This is a genomic window from Saccharopolyspora taberi, from assembly GCF_039534165.1.
In the GTDB taxonomy this organism is placed as follows: Bacteria; Actinomycetota; Actinomycetes; order Mycobacteriales; family Pseudonocardiaceae; genus Saccharopolyspora_D; species Saccharopolyspora_D taberi.
The window spans coordinates 157,641-177,247 of the sequence record NZ_BAAAUX010000012.1 but is presented as its reverse complement, the minus strand read 5'-3'; the positions used below and the strand labels follow the sequence as shown (position 1 = coordinate 177,247).

At 70.7% G+C, this 19,607-nt stretch carries 24 protein-coding genes and 1 pseudogene; 12 read left to right on the top strand and 13 right to left on the bottom strand.

What is annotated here, in order from left to right:
- Positions 1 to 225: 225 nt before the first annotated feature.
- Positions 226 to 984, bottom strand: coding sequence for a TrmH family RNA methyltransferase (locus tag ABD691_RS13355; protein ID WP_344679944.1), 759 nt, complete (start codon positions 982 to 984; stop codon positions 226 to 228).
- 68 nt (positions 985 to 1,052) lie between these two features.
- Here ABD691_RS13355 and ABD691_RS13350 point away from each other — a divergent pair, with 68 nt between their 5' ends.
- Both ABD691_RS13350 and ABD691_RS13345 read left to right on the top strand, forming a co-directional pair.
- The gene (locus tag ABD691_RS13350; RefSeq protein ID WP_344679942.1) at positions 1,053 to 2,489 is read left to right on the top strand and encodes a WS/DGAT/MGAT family O-acyltransferase; all 1,437 of its coding nucleotides are present in this window, start codon (positions 1,053 to 1,055) and stop codon (positions 2,487 to 2,489) included.
- Entirely contained in the window at positions 2,486 to 2,989 is a 504-nt protein-coding gene (locus ABD691_RS13345) for a DUF6912 family protein (RefSeq protein WP_344679941.1), read from the top strand. Before ABD691_RS13350 ends, ABD691_RS13345 begins: the two co-directional genes overlap by 4 nt.
- 3 nt (positions 2,990 to 2,992) lie before the next feature.
- Here ABD691_RS13345 and rsgA read toward each other — a convergent pair whose 3' ends face one another.
- Together rsgA and aroA are read right to left on the bottom strand one after the other, a co-directional pair.
- Positions 2,993 to 4,000 carry a ribosome small subunit-dependent GTPase A gene (gene rsgA / locus ABD691_RS13340; protein WP_344679940.1) on the bottom strand — a complete coding sequence of 336 codons (1,008 nt, stop codon included), beginning with the start codon at positions 3,998 to 4,000 and terminating at the stop codon, positions 2,993 to 2,995.
- Positions 4,000 to 5,265, bottom strand: coding sequence for a 3-phosphoshikimate 1-carboxyvinyltransferase (gene aroA, locus ABD691_RS13335; RefSeq protein ID WP_344679939.1), 1,266 nt, complete (start codon positions 5,263 to 5,265; stop codon positions 4,000 to 4,002). The genes rsgA and aroA overlap by 1 nt, the downstream gene beginning before the upstream one ends.
- 108 nt (positions 5,266 to 5,373) lie before the next feature.
- Between aroA and ABD691_RS13330 the strand changes: the two genes are divergently transcribed.
- From ABD691_RS13330 to ABD691_RS13315, 4 genes are read left to right on the top strand one after another with little or no spacing between them, the layout of a single operon-like run.
- Positions 5,374 to 6,108 carry an SOS response-associated peptidase gene (locus ABD691_RS13330; RefSeq protein ID WP_344679938.1) on the top strand — a complete coding sequence of 245 codons (735 nt, stop codon included), beginning with the start codon at positions 5,374 to 5,376 and terminating at the stop codon, positions 6,106 to 6,108.
- A gap of 15 nt (positions 6,109 to 6,123) precedes the next feature.
- Entirely contained in the window at positions 6,124 to 6,834 is a 711-nt protein-coding gene (locus ABD691_RS13325; protein WP_344679937.1) for an SOS response-associated peptidase, read from the top strand.
- Entirely contained in the window at positions 6,831 to 7,442 is a 612-nt protein-coding gene (locus tag ABD691_RS13320) for an alpha/beta hydrolase family protein (protein ID WP_344679936.1), read from the top strand. The genes ABD691_RS13325 and ABD691_RS13320 overlap by 4 nt, the downstream gene beginning before the upstream one ends.
- Before the next feature lie 59 nt (positions 7,443 to 7,501).
- On the top strand, positions 7,502 to 8,308 hold the full coding sequence (locus tag ABD691_RS13315; RefSeq protein ID WP_344679935.1) for a PhzF family phenazine biosynthesis protein: 807 nt from the start codon (positions 7,502 to 7,504) through the stop codon (positions 8,306 to 8,308).
- Positions 8,309 to 8,328: 20 nt separating this feature from the next.
- On the opposite strand, the pseudogene ABD691_RS33735 reads toward ABD691_RS13315, so the two are convergent.
- Both ABD691_RS33735 and ybaK read right to left on the bottom strand, forming a co-directional pair.
- A pseudogene (locus ABD691_RS33735) lies at positions 8,329 to 8,595 on the bottom strand (IS982 family transposase); the annotation flags it as partial.
- The gene (gene ybaK, locus ABD691_RS13310) at positions 8,596 to 9,075 is read right to left on the bottom strand and encodes a Cys-tRNA(Pro) deacylase (RefSeq protein WP_344679934.1); all 480 of its coding nucleotides are present in this window, start codon (positions 9,073 to 9,075) and stop codon (positions 8,596 to 8,598) included.
- A 308-nt stretch (positions 9,076 to 9,383) separates the two neighbouring features.
- On the opposite strand from ybaK, the gene ABD691_RS13305 reads away from it, so the two are divergent.
- Together ABD691_RS13305 and rsrA are read left to right on the top strand one after the other, a co-directional pair.
- A complete protein-coding gene (locus tag ABD691_RS13305; RefSeq protein ID WP_344679933.1) occupies positions 9,384 to 10,076 on the top strand; it encodes a sigma-70 family RNA polymerase sigma factor in 693 nt (230 codons plus the stop codon).
- On the top strand, positions 10,073 to 10,408 hold the full coding sequence (rsrA, locus tag ABD691_RS13300) for a mycothiol system anti-sigma-R factor (protein ID WP_344679932.1): 336 nt from the start codon (positions 10,073 to 10,075) through the stop codon (positions 10,406 to 10,408). Before ABD691_RS13305 ends, rsrA begins: the two co-directional genes overlap by 4 nt.
- Positions 10,409 to 10,485: 77 nt before the next feature.
- Here rsrA and ABD691_RS33730 read toward each other — a convergent pair whose 3' ends face one another.
- Complete coding sequence (locus ABD691_RS33730) at positions 10,486 to 10,560, bottom strand: 50S ribosomal protein bL37 (protein WP_372448851.1); 75 nt, start codon at positions 10,558 to 10,560, stop codon at positions 10,486 to 10,488.
- A 197-nt stretch (positions 10,561 to 10,757) separates the two neighbouring features.
- On the opposite strand from ABD691_RS33730, the gene ABD691_RS13295 reads away from it, so the two are divergent.
- Together ABD691_RS13295 and ABD691_RS13290 are read left to right on the top strand one after the other, a co-directional pair.
- A complete protein-coding gene (locus ABD691_RS13295) occupies positions 10,758 to 10,982 on the top strand; it encodes a biotin/lipoyl-binding carrier protein (protein WP_344679931.1) in 225 nt (74 codons plus the stop codon).
- 3 nt (positions 10,983 to 10,985) lie between these two features.
- Positions 10,986 to 12,479, top strand: coding sequence for a histidine kinase N-terminal domain-containing protein (locus ABD691_RS13290; RefSeq protein ID WP_344679930.1), 1,494 nt, complete (start codon positions 10,986 to 10,988; stop codon positions 12,477 to 12,479).
- Between the two features lie 237 nt (positions 12,480 to 12,716).
- On the opposite strand, the gene ABD691_RS13285 is transcribed toward ABD691_RS13290, so the two are convergent.
- Positions 12,717 to 12,974 (bottom strand): WhiB family transcriptional regulator, encoded by a 258-nt coding sequence (locus ABD691_RS13285; RefSeq protein WP_344679929.1) that lies wholly within the window; start codon positions 12,972 to 12,974, stop codon positions 12,717 to 12,719.
- A 244-nt stretch (positions 12,975 to 13,218) separates the two neighbouring features.
- Positions 13,219 to 14,145, bottom strand: a complete 927-nt coding sequence (locus tag ABD691_RS13280) for a diacylglycerol/lipid kinase family protein (RefSeq protein WP_344679928.1) — start codon at positions 14,143 to 14,145, stop codon at positions 13,219 to 13,221.
- Positions 14,146 to 14,547: 402 nt separating this feature from the next.
- Here ABD691_RS13280 and ABD691_RS13275 point away from each other — a divergent pair, with 402 nt between their 5' ends.
- Positions 14,548 to 14,976 carry a hypothetical protein gene (locus ABD691_RS13275; RefSeq protein WP_344679927.1) on the top strand — a complete coding sequence of 143 codons (429 nt, stop codon included), beginning with the start codon at positions 14,548 to 14,550 and terminating at the stop codon, positions 14,974 to 14,976.
- A gap of 1 nt (position 14,977) precedes the next feature.
- On the opposite strand, the gene ABD691_RS13270 is transcribed toward ABD691_RS13275, so the two are convergent.
- Genes ABD691_RS13270 through ABD691_RS13255 form a run of 4 tightly spaced genes read right to left on the bottom strand, consistent with a single transcriptional unit; the run spans position 14,978 to position 17,664 of the window.
- Complete coding sequence (locus ABD691_RS13270) at positions 14,978 to 15,445, bottom strand: GNAT family N-acetyltransferase (protein ID WP_344679926.1); 468 nt, start codon at positions 15,443 to 15,445, stop codon at positions 14,978 to 14,980.
- Positions 15,446 to 15,459: 14 nt separating this feature from the next.
- On the bottom strand, positions 15,460 to 16,056 hold the full coding sequence (locus ABD691_RS13265) for an acid phosphatase (protein ID WP_344679925.1): 597 nt from the start codon (positions 16,054 to 16,056) through the stop codon (positions 15,460 to 15,462).
- An 18-nt stretch (positions 16,057 to 16,074) separates the two neighbouring features.
- Positions 16,075 to 16,701 carry a DJ-1/PfpI family protein gene (locus ABD691_RS13260; protein ID WP_344679924.1) on the bottom strand — a complete coding sequence of 209 codons (627 nt, stop codon included), beginning with the start codon at positions 16,699 to 16,701 and terminating at the stop codon, positions 16,075 to 16,077.
- Positions 16,702 to 16,713: 12 nt separating this feature from the next.
- Complete coding sequence (locus ABD691_RS13255; RefSeq protein WP_344679923.1) at positions 16,714 to 17,664, bottom strand: GlxA family transcriptional regulator; 951 nt, start codon at positions 17,662 to 17,664, stop codon at positions 16,714 to 16,716.
- Positions 17,665 to 17,793: 129 nt separating this feature from the next.
- Here ABD691_RS13255 and ABD691_RS13250 point away from each other — a divergent pair, with 129 nt between their 5' ends.
- On the top strand, positions 17,794 to 18,765 hold the full coding sequence (locus ABD691_RS13250; protein ID WP_344679922.1) for a hypothetical protein: 972 nt from the start codon (positions 17,794 to 17,796) through the stop codon (positions 18,763 to 18,765).
- Positions 18,766 to 18,936: 171 nt separating this feature from the next.
- Here the strand turns inward: ABD691_RS13250 and ABD691_RS13245 are convergent, their stop codons facing one another.
- Positions 18,937 to 19,395, bottom strand: coding sequence for a tyrosine-type recombinase/integrase (locus ABD691_RS13245; RefSeq protein WP_344679921.1), 459 nt, complete (start codon positions 19,393 to 19,395; stop codon positions 18,937 to 18,939).
- Positions 19,396 to 19,607: the final 212 nt, after the last annotated feature.

Sequence of the window (19,607 nt, the reverse complement as noted above, 5' to 3'; positions counted from 1 at the left end):
TAAGTCCTCCAGCGCCGATGGTACTGCACTCGTTAGGGTGTGGGAGAGTAGGACACCGCCGACAATCAACAATGAAGGGGAGTGGCGGGAAACAGGACACACTGTTTCCCCCCACTCCCCCTTTTCGCATCTCAACACCCCTCGTTTTGTGTATGGCCCCTGGCAGAAAGGCTTGCCAGGGGCCACGACATTTGCTGGGTGTTGTTGCAGAGGCTGTGCGCTGTTTCAGAGGTTGCGGCGGAGGAGTTCGAAGCAGACGACTGCTGCTGCGCTCGCGACGTTGAGGGACTCGACCCCGCCTCGCATGGGGATCGCCAGGGACTGCGCGATTCTCGTGCTCACGTCCTCGGACAGGCCGGCGGTTTCGCTTCCGAGGACGAAGACCGCGCGGGAACCGAAGTCCGTCTCGTAGAGGGAATCGGGTGCGCCTGCATCCAGGGCGTAGAGCGGGTAGCCGGCTTCGGTCAGGAGTTCCGCTGCTTCTCCCGCGGTTGTCGAGCGCAGGACCGGGGCGTGGAACGCGACTCCGGCGGATGCCTTGATCACCAGGGGATCCAGGCTGGCGACTCCGCGGTGCGGGACCACGATTCCGTCGATTCCGGCGGCTGTGGCGGTGCGCAGGATCATTCCGACGTTCGCGGGAGTGGTGAGTCCGTCCAGCAGCAGGACCGTTCGGGGCGCGGTGGCGGGGTCTTCCAGTGCGGTGGCCAGCGGTCGCATCTTGCGGGCCACCACGTCGGCGAGCACGCCCTGGTCGTGACGGCCGTTTCCGGCAAGGACCTTGACGCGGTGCGCGCTCGCGCGGTGCACGCGGACCGCCCGGTCCGCGGCTGCTTCCTTGATCTCGTTGATGACCGGTCCGCCCAGGCCCTCCGCGATGATCACCTTGTCCACGCGGAGGTCGTAGTCGGCCAGTGCCTCCAGCACCGGCTTGCGTCCGTAGACGGTCACGAATCGATCTTTGGGGGACACTTCGCTGGTCACACGTCCAGTGTCACATGCGGGTTCGGGGAAGCCCCGCTCGCTCCGGATTGTGTGCGAATATCGCGGACATGCCAGATCGCCTCTCCGCTCTCGACGCGTCCTTCCTGTACCTGGAGGACCACACGACGCCGATGCACGTGGGCGGGGTGGCGGTGTTCCGGCGGCCTCGGAGCGGTTTCGACTACGACAGTGTGCTTTCGCTCATCGACCGCAGGCTCGGGCTCGTCCCGCGCTACCGGCAGCGGGTGATGCAGGTGCCGGGGCGTCTGGCCCGTCCGGTGTGGGTGGATGACCAGGACTTCGACATCACCTACCACGTGCGGCGGTCGGCGCTTCCTAAGCCGGGCAACGACGAGCAGCTGCACGACCTGGCTGCGCGGCTGATGTCGCGCAAGCTGGACCACACCCGGCCGCTGTGGGAGATCTACCTCGTCGAGGGGCTGTCGGACGACCGCGTCGCGGTGATCACCAAGACCCACCAGGCCATGGTCGACGGGATCGGGGCGATCGACATCGGCCAGGTGATCCTGGAGGTCTCGAAAACTCCGGAGGTTCCGGAGCGGGAAGAGTTGTGGATGCCGCATCCCGAGCCGAGCCTGGTGCAGCTGGTGCTGGAGGCCGTGACCGATGCGGTCCAGTCGCCCGGCGAGGTGGTGGAGAACGTCCGGGCCGCCGTCGTCGACGCCCAGGCGACAGTTCAGAAGGTGACCAGCACCCTCGGCGGCTTCGCCTCGGCGCTGCGCGCCGCGGTGGTGCCCGCTCCCGTCGGCCCGCTGAATGGGCCGACCTCGCGGCAGCGCCGCTTCGCGGTCGCGCGAGCGCGGCTCGAAGACCTCCGCGCCATCCGGCGCGCCCACGGCGGCACCGTCAACGACGTCGTGCTCGCCGTCGTGACGGGGGCGCTGCGCAGCTGGTTGCTGTCGAGGGGCGAAGCCGTGTCGGGATCGACCACGCTGCGCGCGATGGTGCCGATGTCGGTGCGCACCGACGACCAGGCGGCACGGGAGACCTACCCGGACACCAGCAGCCTGCCGGTGGGTTCGGTGGGCAACCGGGTGTCGGCATTCCTGGTGGATCTGCCGGTGGGAGAAGCGAATCCGACCGTCCGGCTGCACCACGTCAGCCACGCGACGCGCGCGCACGCCGAGTCCGGGCAGTCCGTGGCAGCCGGTGCGCTGGTGAAGCTGTCCGGCTTCGCGCCGCCGACGTTGCACGCGTTGGGCGCGCGGGTGGCCAACGGGTTCTCCGACCGGTTGTTCAACGTGCTGGTCACCAACGTTCCCGGTCCGCAGGTGCCGCTGTACGCGGCGGGGGCGAAGATGATGGAGATGTTCCCGGTGGTTCCGCTCGCCAAGAACCAGACGCTGTCGATCGGGGTGACCTCCTACGACGGTGGCGTCTACTTCGGTCTCAACGCGGATCGGGACGCGATGTCCGACGTGGACGTGCTGGCGGCGATGATCGGGGAATCAATGGACGAGATGATCGGGACGGTCGACGCATGAGGGTTTACCTGCCGGCCACGCTGCGTATGCTTCGGCAGCTGGTCGACGACAAGCAACTGCAGCCGCTCAGCGGCACCGCGTTCGCGCTGACTCCGTCGTTGCGCGAGTCCTACGCGAGCGGCGACACCGAGGAACTGGAGTACGCCGCGATGCGCGAGGCCGCCCGGGCGTCGTTGCGGCTGATCGCCGGGGAGCAGGCGGAGGGCGAGAAGACCGACCTGCGCCGGGTCGTGGTGTCCGCCGACGCCGACGAAGTGACCCTGCGACCGGATCTCGACCACGCGGTGGTCCGCTTGGCCGGTCCGGTGCAGTGGAAGGACGTGGCGGCCGTGCACGTGGACTCGGCGGAGGCCGAGGACGCGGTGCGGGCGGCGGCCGAGGTGATCGACGCGGCCGACCTCGGCGATCCGGACGCCGACTTCACGCTCGGGGAGGCCGAGGACCACGAGCTCGCCTGGTACGCGCCGCAGGAGGTGCCGTTCCTGCTGGAGCTGATGTAGCGCTTAGGCTTCGTCCATTCCGGCCCGGGAGCGCAGGAGCCGGCGCAGCGACTGGAGCTGTTCCTTGCCGCCGCCGTCCTCGGCGAAGGCGTCCAGGTGGCAGTCGGGGTCGTCCGAGCCGCCGAGGTGACCGCAGTTCGGCGGGCATTCCTCGGCCGCTTCGGCGAAGCCCTCAAACGCGGCGATCACGTCGTTGGCGGTGACGTGCGCGAGGCCGAACGAGCGGATCCCGGGGGTGTCGACGACCCAGCCCTCGCCCGGCAGCGGGAGCGCCACCGCCGAGGTTGACGTGTGCCTGCCCTTGCCGACACCGCTGACCTCGCCGGTCGCGCGCTCGGCGGCGGGCACCAGCTGGTTGACCAGTGTGGACTTGCCGACGCCGGAGTGGCCGACCAGCGCCGACACCCGGCCGCGCAGCCGGTCGCGCAGCTCGTCGGGTTCGGCGTCCATCCTGGTCACGATCACCGGGAGTTCCAGCGAGGAGTAGGCGTCGATCCACTCGTCGGGTTCGGCGAGGTCGGACTTGGTCAGGCACAGCACCGGGGTCAGCCCGCCCGCGTAGGCGGCGACCAGGCAGCGGTCGATCAGCCCGGGGCGCGGGGGCGGGTCGGCCAGCGCGGTGACGATGATCAGCTGCTCGGCGTTGGCGACCACGATCCGCTCGTACGGGTCGGTGTCGTCGGCGGTGCGGCGGAGCACGCTGCGGCGGTCGGTGACGCGGACGATGCGGGCGAGCGTGTCGGTCCGGCCGGAGGTGTCGCCGACCAGGCCGACCAGATCGCCGACGACCACCGGCGTGCGGCCCAGCTCGCGCGCCCGCATCGCGGTGACCAGCCGGTCCGGGTCGCCGCCGAGGGCGCAGGTCCAGCGGCCCCGGTCGACGGCGACGACCATCGCCTCCTCGGCGTCGGCGTGTTCGGGGCGCAGCTTGCTGCGCGGCCGGCTGCCTCGACGTCCGGGCCGGACGCGGACGTCGGACTCGTCGAGCTCCCGCCAGCCGCGCCGCGCCATCAGATCCGGGCCTCCAGCATCGCCGACCACATGCCCGGGAAGTCGGGGATCGTCTTGGACGTGGTCGCGATGTCCTCCACCCGCACCCCCGGCACCTTCAACCCGAGGATGGCCCCGGCGGTGGCCATCCGGTGGTCGGCGTAGGAGAGCCAGGTGCCGCCGGTCAGCGGCCGGGCGTCGATCAGCAGCCCGTCGTCGGTCTGCTCGACGGCGCCGCCCAGGCCGGTGAGCTCGCGCTCCAACGCGGCGAGCCGGTCGGTTTCGTGGCCGCGCAGGTGCGCGATGCCCCGCAGCTGCGAGCGGCCTGCGGCGAGCGCGGCGAGCGCGGCGACGGTCGGTGCGAGCTCGCCGACGTCGTGCAGGTCGATGTCGAGGGGGGCCAGCTCGGCCGGGCCGGTGACGGTGAGGCCGGTGTCGTCGAGCCGCACCTCGGCGCCCATCCGGGCGAGGATGTCGCGGATCGCGTCCCCGGCCTGGTCTGTGCGCCGGGGCCAGCCGGGCACGGTGACCGATCCGCCGGTCACCGCCGCCGCGGCCAGGAACGGGGTCGCGTTGGACAGGTCCGGTTCGATCTCCAGGTCCAGCGCGCGGATGGCGCCCGGGGCGACCCGCCACACGTTCTCGCCGGTCTCCACCTCGACACCGGCGTCCCGCAGCATCGACACGGTCATGTCGATGTGCGGCAGCGACGGCACCGGCGCGCCCGCGTGGGTGACCGTGACGCCCTGCTCGAACCGGGCAGCCGACAGCAGCAGGCCGGAGACGAACTGCGATGACGCCGAGGCGTCGATGGTGACCTCGCCGCCGGCGAGCTTGCCGGTGCCGTGGAGGTCGAACGGGAGCGCGTCGCCGCTGACATCGGCGCCGAGCGCGCGCAGCGCGTTCAGCACGGTGTCCAGTGGGCGTTCCCGGGCGCGGGGGTCGCCGTCGAAGTGCACCCGGCCCTCGGCCAGCGCCGCGACCGGCGGCAGGAACCGCATGACGGTGCCGGCCAGGCCGCAGTCGACCTCGGCCGGGCCGCTCAGCGCACCTGGCGTGACCAGCCATGATTCGTCCGGGCCGTCGTCGATCCGGGTGCCGAGCGCGCGGAGCGCGGTGGCCATCAGTTCGGTGTCCCTGCTCCGCAGCGGGCGGCGAAGGGTGGAGGGTCCGTCCGCGAGCGCGGACAGCACCAGCGCGCGGTTGGTGATCGACTTCGAGCCGGGCACGGGAACGGTCGCGTCAACCGCACCGGAAGCGACGGGAGCGGGCCACAACTGGGTCATACTCGTTATGATCCCCCACTCCGCCGACAGCTTCCGGACACGGGGTCGCCTGCGGGGATGGCGGCTGTCACGATGATGTCGAGAGCGCAAACCAGGAGGTCCCACGGCATGTGCGGCAGGTACGCCTCCACCAAGGATCCGGCGAAGCTGGCCGCGGAGTTCGCCGCGGTGGACGCCACCGGCAGCGCCGCTCCCGGCGCGGACTACAACGTCGCGCCGACCAAGAGCGTGTTCAGCGTGGTCGCCCGCCACTCCGACGACGAGACCGAGCGCAGCGTCCGGGTGATGCGGTGGGGGCTGGTGCCGCACTGGGCGAAGAGCGCCTCCATCGGCAGCAAGATGATCAACGCCAAGTCGGAGACGGTGACCAGCAAGCCCGCGTTCCGCAGCTCGATCAAGCGCAAGCGCTGCCTGATCCCGGCCGACGGCTGGTACGAGTGGAAGCGGGAGGGCACCGCGAAGCAGCCGTACTTCATGACCCCGCCGGACGGTTCCAGCCTCGCGATGGCCGGGATCTGGTCGACCTGGCGCGATCCGGAGGCGGGCGAGGACGCGCAGCCGCTGGTGAGCTGCTCGGTGCTGACCACCGACGCCGTCGGCCAGCTGACCGAGATCCACGAGCGGATGCCGCTGCTGCTGCCCACGTCCGCCTGGTCGCACTGGCTCGACCCGGAGGCCGTCGACGTGTCCGACCTGCTCGGGCCGCCCCCGCAGGACCTCGTCGAGTCGCTGGAGCTGCGCCCGGTGTCGACGGCGGTGAACAACGTGCGCAACAACGGCGTCGAACTCCTCGAACGGGTTGACCCGATCGCGGCACCGGTAGGTTTGGACCGTGACAGCTAGTCAGGGTGAGTGCTGATGTGCGGGCGATACGCAGTCCGGCAGGATCCGGCCGCGCTGGCCGGTGAGTTCGACGCCGTCGACCGCACGGACGGCGCGCTGGAACCGGACTACAACGTCACTCCGACCAAGACCGTGCCGATCATCGTCGAGCGGGGTGCGGAGCGCAGCGTGCGCCCGGTGCGCTGGGGCCTGGTGCCGACGTGGGCGAAGGACGCGACCAGCGGCCCGCCGATGATCAACGCGCGGGCGGAGACGATCACCACCAAGCCCGCCTATGCCGAGTCGGCCGCGCGGCGGCGGTGCCTGATGCCCGCTTCCGGCTGGTACGAGTGGAAGCCCGACGACAAGCGTCGCCAGCCCTACTTCTGCCGTCGCGGCGACGGGGAAAGCCTGGCGATGGCGGCGGTGTTCTCCGCCTGGTGGCCGCCGAGCGGCGATCCGCTCGTGACGTGCGCGGTGGTCACCACCGACGCGGTCGGCGAGCTGGCCGGCGTCCACCACCGGATGCCGCTGGTGCTGCCGCGGTCGGCGTGGTCGGAGTGGCTGGACCCGCAGCGCACCGAGGTCCCGGAGCTGCTGAGCCCGCAGCCGGGCGTGCTCGACGAGCTCGTGCTGCACCCGGTGTCCACAGAGGTCAACAACATGCGCAACAACCGTCCCGAGCTGATGGAACGGGCCGAGCCCGTGCCGGAGCCCGCCGAGCAAGCGGCGTTGTTCGAGTCATGACCAGGGTCGAGGTCGACACTCCGCACGGCCCGGCGCGGGCCGAGCTGCACTGCGCCGAGGAGGGCCGCGCCGCGCTGCTGCTCGGGCACGGGGCCGGAGGCGGGCTCGCCGCTCCGGACCTGGTCGCGGTCACGCGCTCGGCGACCGACGCCGGAGTGCACGTCGCGCTGGTCGAGCAGCCGTACCGGGTGGCGGGCCGCCGGGCGCCCGCTCCGGCGAAGCAGCTCGACGCGGCGTGGCTGGCGGTCGCGGAGGACCTGGGCGAGCGCTGGTTCGCCGACCTGCCGCTGATCTTCGGCGGCCGGTCGTCGGGGGCGCGGGTGGCGTGCCGGACCGCGGAGGCGGGGGAGGCGTCGGCGGTGCTGTGCCTGGCGTTCCCGGTGCACCCGCCGGGCAAGCCGGAGAAGAGCAGGCTCGGCGAGCTCGACGCGGTCGACGCGCCCGTGCTGGTCGTGCAGGGCGAGCGGGACCCGTTCGGCCAGCCCGAGCCGTCGCACGAGCGGGAGGTCGTGCTCGTCCCGGGCGACCACTCGCTGAAGGCCGACGTGGACGCCGTCGCCAGGGCCGCGCAGGAGTGGCTGGTCCGGGTCCTCCGGCTGATCGACTGAGTCCACCGAGCCGGGATTGGCTCTTGGGCCGGGATGATTGGCCTTCGTACGGTGGCTGAGTGCGTATCCACATCATCGACGCCTTCACCGATCAGCCGTTCGCCGGGAATCCCGCCGGAGTGTGCCTGCTGGAGTCCGCGGACTGGCCGGACGAGGCCTGGATGCAGCGGGTGGCCGCGGAGCTGAACTTCTCGGAGACCGCGTTCGCGCTGCCCAGCGGGCCGGACTGGGCGATCCGGTGGTTCGCCCCGCTCGCCGAGACCAACCTCTGCGGGCACGCCACGCTGGCCACGGCGCACGTCCTCCGGACGGCCAGGGGGATCGACGGCGAAGTCCGGTTCCACAGCAGGCGCAGCGGTGTGCTCGTCGCCCACATCGCCGCGGACGGCATCACGCTGGACTTCCCGGCCGCGCCGGGAACCGAGACGCCGATCCCGGCAGGGCTGGCCGACGCGCTGGGCGTCCGGCCGGAGCGGACCCTGCGCACCGGAGCGCTCGGTGACCTGCTGACCGTCCTCCCCGACGAGGCCGCGGTGCGCGCGGTGTCGACCGACGACGCGGCGCTGGCCGAGCTGACCCGGCGCGAGGGCCTGCGCGGCGTGATCGTCACCGCGCTCGCCGAAGGCTCCGGCTACGACTTCGTCTCGCGGTTCTTCTCACCGGCCGAAGGCATCTTCGAGGACCCGACGACCGGCAGCGCGCACACCGCCCTGGCCCCGTACTGGTCTGAGCGGTTGGGGCGCGACGGGCTCGTCGGCTTGCAGGTGTCGGCGCGGACGGGTGTGGTCCGCACCGAGGTTCGCGGCGACCGGGTCCTGCTCACCGGCAACGCGGTCACCGTCGTCGACGGCGAGCTGCACGTCTAGCCGAATTAGGTCCTGATTGATCAGTGGTCGTAGGTGGTCGGGGAGCGGGTGATGGGCCGGCCAGCGGTTGTGCCGGATCGCACAGGTCAGCGCGAGGATCGGTTTGAGCCGGTGCGGGGCGCGGTTGCGGTAGGACGGTCGCAGGAGCCGGGCGTCTCGCTCGGCGAGGTAGCAGTCAGTTCAGCCGGTACGTAGCCCTTGTCGGCCACGACCGGCAGCCCTCGACGCCGGGCGAGCAGCTGCGGGTCGTGGCCGAGGATGGCCATCAGGACTCGGCGTTCATCGATCTAGCCTGCCGCGATCCCGGCGACCTCTGCGTCTAGCAGTCGCACCAGGTCGGCGGGGGCGAGTTCGATCTCCAGCCCGCGCCTGCCCGCGCTGCAGAAGATGGTGTCGAAGGCGGTCGCCGAGCTGTCCAGCACCACCGGCAGGCGCTTCTTCTGGCCGAGCGGCGAGATGCCGCCCGCGACGTAGCCGGTGGCGCGCTCGGCGGCGGCCATCTCGGCCATCTTCGCCTTCTTCCCGCCGCAGGCCGCGGCGAGCGCCTTGAGGTCCAGCTGCCCGGTGACCGGCACCACGCCGACCGCCAGCCTCCCGTCCACGTCGGCGACCAGCGTCTTGAACACCCGCTCCGGCGGAAGGCCGAGCAGCTCGGCGGCCTCCAGCCCGAAGGACTCGGCGCGGGGGTCGTGGTCGTAGGCGTGGACCCGGTGGTCGATCTTGCGCTTGGCCAGGAGTGCGGTGGCCGGAGTGCCCTTGCCTGCCATGCCGACACTCTAGGGACCGGCGAATTTCGCTGGCGGAGGTGTCGGGGGTCGGAGGTACGGTTCGCGTGACCGGAAGCACCAGCCGGCCAAAGCACCAGGGTGGAATAACGATCAGGGCGGGGCGCGTTGGATCGGGCGTGCCAGCAGAGAAGACGAACACGTGCGTACTCGACCGGCCAGCGGCCGCGTCGCATTCGGCCGCAGGTGGGCAGGGGTCGCCCCGGGTACCCTCGAAGGCGAGCCATGCGCAGGACCGCATGGGTTCGTCGCCAGTTGTCACCTCGTCCTGGCGACGGGAAAGGAGCCAGGTGCCTAGCACCCCCCAGCCGCCGAAGAATGCTGGGCAGCTCGACACTGCCGAAGAGCAGCGGCTCGACCAGACGGCCTCCCCAGACGGACAGGTCGAGGAGACCGAGGACGAACGCGCCGCCCGCTTCGAGCGCGACGCGATGCCGCTGCTGGACCAGCTCTACGGCGCTGCGCTGCGGATGACCCGCAACGCGCCGGACGCCGAGGACCTCGTGCAGGAGACGTACCTCAAGGCGTACTCGGCGTTCAAGTCCTTCGCCCAGGGCACCAACCTGAAGGCGTGGCTGTACCGGATCCTGACCAACACCTACATCAACGGCTACCGCAAGAAGCAGCGACAGCCGCAGCAGCAGCCGACCGACGAGATCGCCGACTGGCAGCTCGCGCAGGCCGAGAACCACACCTCCAGCGGCCTGCGTTCGGCCGAGGTCGAGGCGCTCGACCGGCTGCCCGACACCGACGTCAAGAACGCGCTGCAACAGCTCGCCGAAGAGTTCCGTATGGTCGTCTACCTTGCTGACGTCGAAGGCTTCGCGTACAAGGAGATCGCCGAGATCATGGGAACGCCGATCGGCACCGTCATGTCGCGGTTGCACCGCGGCCGCAGGCAACTGCGCGGGATGCTCACCGATGTCGCCAGGGACCGGGGCTTCCTGCGCGAGGGCAAGGAGCGGGAGGTGAGCACTTCATGAGTCACGGCGAGCGGGAGCACGCCTCCTGTGACGACGTGCTTGCCGAAGTGTGGCTGTTCCTGGACAACGAGTGCGACCGCGAACGGCGTGCCGCGCTGCAGAAACACCTCGACGACTGCGGCAGCTGCCTGGAGCACTACGGCATCGAGGAGCACATCAAGGCCCTCCTGCACCGCAAGTGCGGCGGGGAGCACGCACCGGCGGAGCTGAAGGAGCGGTTGCGCGCTTCGATCCGCGACACGGTGCTCCGGCAGGCCGAGGTCACCGTCGAGCACGGACCGGACGGCACCTCGGTCGAGGTGCGCACCCGGAAGACCTCGTCCGCGGAATGAGCCCGGACATGCACAACGGCCCCGAACCTGCGTGGTTCGGGGCCGTTGTGCGTTCGGCGCGCTGGTCGCGCGGCCGTTCAGCTGTTCGGGCGCTTGCCGTGGTTGGCCTTGTTCTTGCGCCGGTCCTTCTTCTTGCGGGCCCGCTTGCCCATGGCAACTCCCTCGTCGGTCAGATGGCTTCCGTCGACCAGCCCGGCACCGCGGGGACGCGGAGCATCGCAACCGCCGGTTCGGGCTGGGGTCTTGCCTCCCAGTCTGACATGTCGCCACCTGCCGCTGATGGGTGGCCCGGCACGTGGTTTGCTTGTCCGGGGTGCACCGATCTGGGGTGCACCGAGGAGGGGAACTGATGGCCAAGCGGGGGGAGGTCCGCGCCGAGATGGTCGCCAACGTGACGGCGGTTCCGGTGGCGGAGGGCGACTCGGTGCGCGGCGGTGAACCGCTGGTGGTGCTCGAGTCCCTGAAGATGGAGATCCCGGTCCTGACCGCTGCCGCGGGCACCGTGCGCAGGGTCGCGGTCCGCGTCGGTGACGCGGTGCGGGAGGGCGACCTCCTCGCGGTCGTCGAGGGCTGATCCGTGTCGACGCTCAGCGACCTGCTGGCCGAGCACACCGGCCTGTCCGGAACGGCTGCCGACCACCTCCAGCAGGTGGTGGCGGAGTGGCAGCTGCTGTCGGACCTGTCCTTCGCGGACTTCCTGCTGTGGGTGCAGGTCGGTCCGGACGACGCTCCCGAGTCCCGGTTCCTCTGCGTGGCCCAGGCGCGGCCGACGACCGCGCCCACCGCGCACCCGGAGGACGTGGTGGGCACCGAGGTGACCTACGAGGAACACCCGCAGCTGCGGCGCGCCGCGCTGGAGGGGCGGATCTGCCGCGAGGAGGACCCGCGCTGGCACCTCGGGGTGCCGGTCCGGCGCGAGACCATCCCGGTCAGGCTCGGCGACGACATCGTCGCGGTGCTCAGCCGGGACACGAACCTGGCGGTCCCGCGGGTGCCCAGCCCGCTGGAGATCTCCTACCTCGGCAGCGCCGCCGACCTGTGCCAGATGGTCGCCGACGGCACCTTCCCGACCCCGGAACCGTCGCCGGACGTGCACACCAGCCCGCGCGTCGGGGACGGCCTGGTCCGGCTGGACGCCTCCGGCACCGTCGTGTTCGCCAGCCCGAACGCGCTGTCGGCGTACCACCGGATGGGCCACGCGTCCGACCTGGTCGGCGCGCAGCTCGCACCGCTGACCCGGTCGCTGCTGACCGACCCGTTCGACGCCGAGGAAGTGTCGCAGCGCATTCGCCGGGCCAACGGCGGTCAGCCGAGCCTGCGGATGGAAGCCGACGCGCGCGGCGCCACCGTGCTCTTCCGCGCGCTGCCACTGCACCCGCGCGGCCAGGCCGCGGGCGCGCTGGTGCTGGTGCGCGACGTCACCGAGGTCAAGCGGCGGGACCGCGCGCTGCTGTCGAAGGACGCGACGATCCGGGAGATCCACCACCGGGTCAAGAACAACCTGCAGACGGTGGCCGCGCTGCTGCGGCTCCAGTCGCGGCGCACCGGCAACGCGGAGGCGCGGCTCGCGCTGGAGGAGTCGGTGCGGCGGGTGACGTCGATCGCTCTGGTGCACGAGACGTTGTCGATGTCGGTGGACGAGCGGGTCGACCTGGACGACGTCGTGGACCGGGTGATCCCGATGATGAGCGATGTCGCGGTGGCCGAGACCGGGGTGAAGGTCCGGCGGGAGGGCCGCTTCGGGGTGGTGTCGGCGGAGCTGGCGACGCCGCTGGTGATGGTGCTGACCGAGCTGGTGCAGAACGCCTTCGAGCACGCTTTCCCGGAAGGCCAGGGAGGTGAGGTCGTGGTGCAGGCGGAGCGTTCGGCGCGTTGGCTCGACGTCGTCATCTCCGATGACGGTCGTGGCCTGCCCAAGGGATTCTCCCTCGAACGCGCCGAACGCCTCGGCCTGCAGATCGTGCGGACCCTCGTGGAGTCGGAGCTCCGCGGGTCGTTGAGTTTGCGCGGTCGCGGTCGTCAGCGTGGAACGGAGGCCGTTCTGAGAGTTCCGCTGAAGTACCGACGCTGACCTGCGCTGCGTCGATGTCCGTTGGCACCTGCATACGGGGTGAGGTGCCGGTGGTCGATCGGTCGGTGCACCGGGTTCAGGGGTTCCGTGCTCCGGGGCGGGGCCGACATCAACGCTGATCGACCGGGGGTTCTCGTCGGGTGTGGAGTTGTCTGCGATAGCCGTTCGCGGGCGGAAGACGAGGGGTCGGCCAGTGGACCGTGGCCGACCCGTTACTCTTCCAGCGGGACGCGCGACTCAGGCGGTGGTTCGGGCCGCCCGGGTGCGGGAGTTGCGCCGCTTCAGGGCACGCCGCTCGTCCTCGCTCATGCCGCCCCAGACACCGGCGTCCTGACCGCTCTCAAGTGCCCAGGCCAGGCACTCCGAAGCGACCGGGCACCGCCGGCAAACGGCTTTCGCCTCGGCGATCTGCAGGAGCGCAGGACCGCTGTTCCCTACGGGGAAGAACAGTTCCGGGTCCTCGTCACGGCAAACCGCATCGTGGCGCCAGTCCATTGTTCCTTGCTCCTCGCTAGGCGCGCCCACGCGCGCCGATAGTTTCGTTCGGGGTGTTTGTGAATGCTTTCACGGAGTCCGTGTGCTTGTGAATGCTTTCACGAACTGGCGTGATGTCAAGGGTTCGATCTCCGGCGGTGAGGGAACTCACCTGAAAGATCGATGGTTCTTGACCAGGGGTTTCGGTTGATCGTCGGACCTGGACGAGGTCACCGGCCGACGACGACCATCCGTTACGAGAAGGTTATACGGCGACGCGTAGAGCGTCCGGCACCGAGAGGAACTCGATGACCGAGCGCTCGCCGAGGTTGTCGCCGTCCACCTGCAGGCGCAACGGCTCCTGACAGGTTACGTGGAGGTACCCCACGTCCGCACGCCGAAAAGAGTTTCTTCCGTGTGGTTTCGCTCTACCGCGCAGCATCTGAGCTACGTGTTGTAACACTGTGTAAGCGTTCATGCTGCGGAGCGAGAAGATCCCGAGACCGGTGTCGAAGGAGGTGTCGGGGTTCATCCGCACCGGCCGCGGGCCCAGGTAGGTCCACGGGTCGGTGTTCGTGACGAACGCGGTGTGCAGATCGGTCACCGGTTCCTCGTCGCCGGCCCGGACGGTGATCAGCGGCTTGTGCCGTGCGACACGGAAGTAGCAGGCCAGGGCGGTGCGGGCGTACAGGGCGGGGGTGACCTCGCGGCCCTCGGCGCGCAGCCGCTCGACCTCGGCGACCACGTCTGCGTCCCAGCCGACACCCGCGTTGAAGGTGAACCAGCGGTCGTTGGCCCGGCCCAGGCCGACCCGGCGCCCGCTGCCGGACTCGACCGCGCGCAGCAGCCGGTGGGTCGCTTCGACCGGGTCCTTCGGCAGTCCGAGCGCGCGGGCGAAGACGTTCGCCGAACCGCCGGGGACCACGCCCAGCGTCGGCATCGAGCGGTCTCCCGCCGGCGCCGCCGAGAACATGCCGTTGACCACTTCGTTGACCGTGCCGTCGCCGCCGTGCGCGATGACCAGGTCCACGCCGTCGACGACCGCCGCGCGCGCGGCGTCGGCCGCGTGACCGCGGTACGCGGTCTCGACGATGTCGAGCTTCAGCGCGCTGGCCAGCGCGTGCGCGAGCACGTCGCGGCCTGCCGCGGTGGTCGACGTCGCCTGCGGGTTGACGACAAGAACGGCGCGCACACCCGCAGCCTAGGCGACCCTCCGGGCGCCGACTCGGTCGGTTCAGATCCTGGGCGCGACCCCCTTCCGGCCTGCGGACGGGAGGGCGGCCGGGTGCGTCCCGGCGACGGTGGTTCCGGCGGGCTGAGACACCTGCCACGGGTGCGCCTCGCCGTCGATTCCCACCTCCGGCCGCTCCGCCCGCGGCGCGCAACCCCGGAACGCGCCGGCTTCGAGCGGATCGGCTCCGGCCGGACCCGCGGCGGGACGTGGAGGAACCCCGCACCCCCGGACCGCCGCGCCAGCCATGATCCGATCATTGCTCGCGGACCCCGCCACGGCCATGGGTCGTTCGGGCGGTATTACCATCGAACCCGTACACGCAGAGTTACCAGTTTTCTCCCTCGGAAAGGGCGATGGCCCGTGTCGACCGAAGCACCCCCGCGCACCGTGCGCATCGCCGGGGTCCTGACCACCCTGCAGGCGGTGGCCGGCCTCGTCTTCGTCGTCGCCCTGCTGATCCGCAGCACCGCGAGCGATCTGGGCGGGGTGGGCACCCTGGACCGCAGCTCGACCTACGGCGAGGCGGGTTACTTCGGGGTGCTGTCGCTGGCGGTGCTGGCGGCGGGCATCGGCCTGCTGCGCGGCAAGCACTGGGCCAGGACGCCCGCGCTGCTGCTGCAGCTGCTGCTGATCGGCGCGGCCTGGTACGCGCTGGGGCCGTCGGGTCAGCCGGGGATCGGGCTGGCGATCGGGGTGCCCGCGATCGCCGTGCTGTGCTTCATGTTCAACCGCGAGGGCCGCGCGTGGGCGTTCCACTCCGGCGCGGCCCCGGACGCGGACCGGGACTGACTCAGCCCGCGAACGAGCGCAGGGCGTCGTCGGTGAGCCGGAAGACGGTCCACTCGTCCATCGGGATCGCCCCGGCCGCCTTGTAGAAGTTGATCGACGGCTCGTTCCAGTCCAGCACCGACCACTCCAGGCGGGCGTAGCCGCGCTCGACGCATTCCTGGGCGAGGGCCTGCAGGAGCTGTTTGCCGAGGCCGAGGCCGCGGTGCTCCGGACGCACGTAGAGGTCCTCCAGGTAGATGCCGTGGACTCCCCGCCAGGTCGAGAAGTTCAGGAACCACAGGGAGAATCCGCCGATCGCACCGTCCACTTCGGCCACATGGCCGAACACCTTGGGGGACTCGCAGAACAGCGCGTCGGTGAGCTGCTGCTCGGTGAGCCCGCACTCGTGCTCCAGCCGCTCGTAGCGGGCCAGGTCGTAGACGAGCTCCACCACCGCCGGCACGTCGGTCTCGGCCACCCTGCGGATCATTTCCGGCCACCTCCTCAGTCGCCGGAATCCTGCCATGCCGGGATGTTCGACCGGACGACCTGGGGGACCCCGCGCTCGCGGCCGAGCACCGTCACGGCGGCGGGATCGAGGGCGAAGCGGACTCCGGAGCCGACGGGCTCGCCGATCCAGCGCGCGATCAGCGAGCGGCTGAAGTGGCCGTGGCCGACGAGCACCACATCGGACTCGGCGTGCCGGACGGCGGCCAGGACCTTGTCCGCGCGGGCGGTGACCTTCTCGGCGGACTCGCCGCCGGGGCAGGGATGGGTCCACACCGTCCAGTCCGGCACCCGCTCGCGGATCTGCGGGGTCGTCAGGCCCTCGTAGTCGCCGTAGTCCCACTCGGCCAGCAGCGGTTCGGTGATCACGTCGCGCAGTCCGGCGAGGTCGGCGGTGCGCTGTGCGCGCTGCTTCGGGCTGGCCAGCACGAGCGCGGGCAGGACCAGCCCGAGCGCAGCGAGGGTCCGGCCCGCGCGGCGCGCCAGGCGTTCGCCGTTGGCGGTGAGCGGGATGTCGGTCCGGCCGGTGTGCCTGCCGTTCCCGGACCATTCGGTTTCGCCGTGTCGCAGCAGGAAAACGCGGTGCTCGGTCACGGCACGAGAGTAACCGGGCTAGGCGGCGCGTACCGCGGCGCGGATGGCCGCGACCATCTCCGCAGGCGCCTTCTCCGGCGATCCGGTGTCGAAGGGCGGCTGCGGGTCGTACTCGAGGCCGAGCTGGAACTGCTGCGCGGTCGGCTCGTCCCAGATCGCGGCGGCCAGCGCGAACCCCATGTCGATGCCCGCCGACACCCCGGCGGCGGTGACCACGTTCCCGTCGAAGACCACGCGGTCGGTGCTCAGCTCGGCGCCGAGCTCGACCAGGACGTCGCGGACCGCCCAGTGCGTCGTCGCGCGCTTGCCGGTGAGGATTCCGGCCTTCGCCAGCAGCGTGGACCCGCTGCACACCGACGTCGTCCAGGTGGCCGCCGGGTGCGCGGTGGCGATGTAGTCGACGAGCGCGGTGTCGTCGAGCGCCCGGCGCCAGCCGCCTCCGCCCGGGACGACGAGGACCTCGGGGGCGGTGAGTTCGGCGAAGGTGGTCGTGGGCTGGATGACGAGCCCGCTGTCGGTGCGGACCGGGTCCGGGGTCCCGGCGACGTAGTGCGCTTCGACGGCCGGGTGGCAGCAGAGCACCTGGGACGGGCCGACCAGGTCGAGCGCCGTCATCCCGGGGTAGAGAACGAATGCGATGTGCATCGGGTTTTCCTCTCAGATCGCGGTGCGGAAGCGGTTTCGGTAGGCGGTTGGCGGGACGCCCAGCTCGCGGAGAAAGGCGCGGCGCATGGTTTCGGCGCTGCCGAAGCCGCAGCGGCGGACCACCCCGTCCTGGCCGGTCTCCAGCAGCGAGCGGGCCGCCTCGACGCGGGCGCGTTCGACGTAGCGGCCGGGGCTGACGCCGACTTCCCTGGTGAACGTGCGGCTGAAGTGGCGGGTGCTCATCGACAGCCGCCGGGCCATCGCGGGCACGCTGAAGTCGCCCGCCGGCTGCGCGGCGATGTCGGCGAGCAGGTCGTCGAGCGCCTGGTCGCGCACCGGCCGGGTGCCGTTCCAGACGCTGAACTGGGACTGCCCGCCCGGGCGCCGGAGGAAGACGACCATCGCCTTGGCGATCAGGCGCGCGAGGTCGGCGCCGTGGTCCTGCTCGACCACGGCGAGGCTGACGTCGATGCCCGAGGTCACCCCGGCCGCGGTGAGGACGGGGCCGTCGTGGACGTAGATCGAGTCGGGCTGGACCGCGACGTCCGGGTAGGACTCGGCGAGCCGGTCGCAGAACGCCCAGTGCGTCGTCGCCCGGCGGTCGCGCAGCAGGCCGGCCTCGGCGAGCAGGAACGCGCCGGTGCAGACCGAAACGGTCCGGCAGGCTCCCGACGCCAGCCGCCGCAGGTGCGCGATCAGCTCGGCGTCGCCTGCGGCGTCGGTGTAGCCCCAGCCGCCCGCCACGACCAGGGTGTCCGGCGGGTCCGCCGTGGCGAGGTCGAGATCGGCGGTGAGCCGGACGCCGGACGAGGTGCGCACCTGCCCACCGCCGGCGGAGGCCAGCCGCACCCGGTAGCCGCCGCCGAGGAACCGGGTGGCGGCGTCGAAGACCTCGACCGGGCCCGCGACGTCGAGCAGCTGCGCGTCGTCGTAGACGACCACCACGACCTCTTGCGTGATCACGGTTCCAGCATGTGCGGGCCGGAAGTTGGCAGCAACGACATCCTGCCCACGGATCAGGACATCGGCGGGAACCGGAACGGGCCCGGCGGAGTCGGAAGAAGTGAAATGTTCACGACTTTCGGGGGAACGATGAGCTCACTTCGCAAGGCGACGGTCAGCGCGGTCGTGGCCGCGCTGGCGCTCGGGACCACGGTGGCCACCGGGACGGCGTCGGCGGCGGCGATCGAGTGCGACGCGAAGTCCAGCGGGCAGGCAGGCCCCTTCTACCACGGCGAGTCGGCGTCGTACGCCTACGACGAGCGGTTCTCGAAGAGCCACCCGGTTCCGGGCTTGGAGACGCACATCCCGCAGGGGACGGCGACCTGGTCCAACTGGGACGGCGAGGACGACCTGATCCTGGTCACCGAGTACTTCGAGGGCTCGAAGTCGCTGATCGTCGGCATCGACGCCAGGACCGGCAAGAAGGTCGGCAACGCCTGGATCGCGGGCACCCACGTCGGCGGCATCGCGGTGTTCGAGAAGCAGGGCTGGGCCTTCGTGTCGGGCCGGTCGAACGACGAGGTCCTGCGGTACTCGCTGCCGAAGCTGAAGGACGCCCTGAAGTCGTCGGGTTCGCTGGAGCCGGAGAACAACGGGCAGAAGGTCGAGTCCGCGTCCTTCCTGACCAGCCACGGCCCGACGGACACGCTGTGGGCCGGGAAGTTCAACGAAGCGGGCCGCGGCACGATGCAGTCGTACAAGGTCGGCGCGGACGGCGGGCTGACCAAGCAGGAAGGTTCCTGGGAGGTGCCGACCAAGACGCAGGGCGTCGTGGTCACCGAGGACCTGTTCATCTACAGCACCTCGCACGGCCGGAACAACCGAAGCAACATCTACGTCGTCGGCCGCGGCAAGGGCGAGACCGACCTGGACGACGCGAAGCTGTCCTGCTTCCGCTCGCCGAGCATGTCCGAGGGCCTGACGGTGTACGGCGACGATGTCTACGTGGCCTACGAGTCCGGTGCGTCGTTCTACGCCGACGACCCGAAGGACAAGCCGCGCAACATCATTTCGAACCTGCACAAGGCGTCGCTCGCGTCGCTGGCGAAGTTGGTGGGCTAGGAGCGCGGAAGGCGCGGGCGGATTTTTCCGCCGGGCACCAAGCGAAAAGAGACGCCGGCCAGCGGAGATCGTTCCCGCTGGCCGGCGTCGCTTCGTGGCCGAAAGCCTCAGCCCTGCTTGGTCTCCCAGAAGATCTTGTCGATCTCACGCAAGACCAGCGCCGAACAGCCACTACGCCGGTTTCTGATCTTGCTGGGCCGTGTCTGGGCCGTTCCGGGCCGCGTTGCCGTCCCTTCGGCGGTACACGCCGTCGATCACTGTCTTGGTCCTCTTGTCGCTGCTGGGCATCAGGTGGGTGTACGTCCGCAGCGTGAAGGACGGGTCGGAGTGTCCCAGCCACTCGGCGACCGCCTTGATGGACTCGCCCTGGTCGAGCAGCACGGAGGCGAAGAAGTGCCGCAGCTCGTGCATCCCGTTCTCGTACCGCCCGTGCGGCACGTCGGCCATCTTCAGCGCCCGCTTCCAGTAGTCACGGTTGAAGTCGTTGGCCTTGACGACCTTGCCCCACGATGACGTGATGATCAGCTCTGCCGAGTGTGGTGCGCCGTCTGGCTTCTCCACAAGATCAGTGCCTCCGTCGAGCAGCTCACCGAGCGCGTCACCGCGATCGAGGCGCACCTTCCGGCCCAACCGGACGCTCCAGCACCGAAACACGATCGCTGAGCCTCTGCACCTGGTCCGCGATCTTCAACGCCAGCCGGTGCAACTCCGCTACATCTGCTTGCTTGTTCCCCATGTCCCTGATCCCGTCCTTGGATGGTTGGCGGGGCACAGCCGGGGGAAGAGCCACCCCGCCAACCGACGACCGGCCCTCTCAATCGGGGGAGACGAGAACCGGCCGA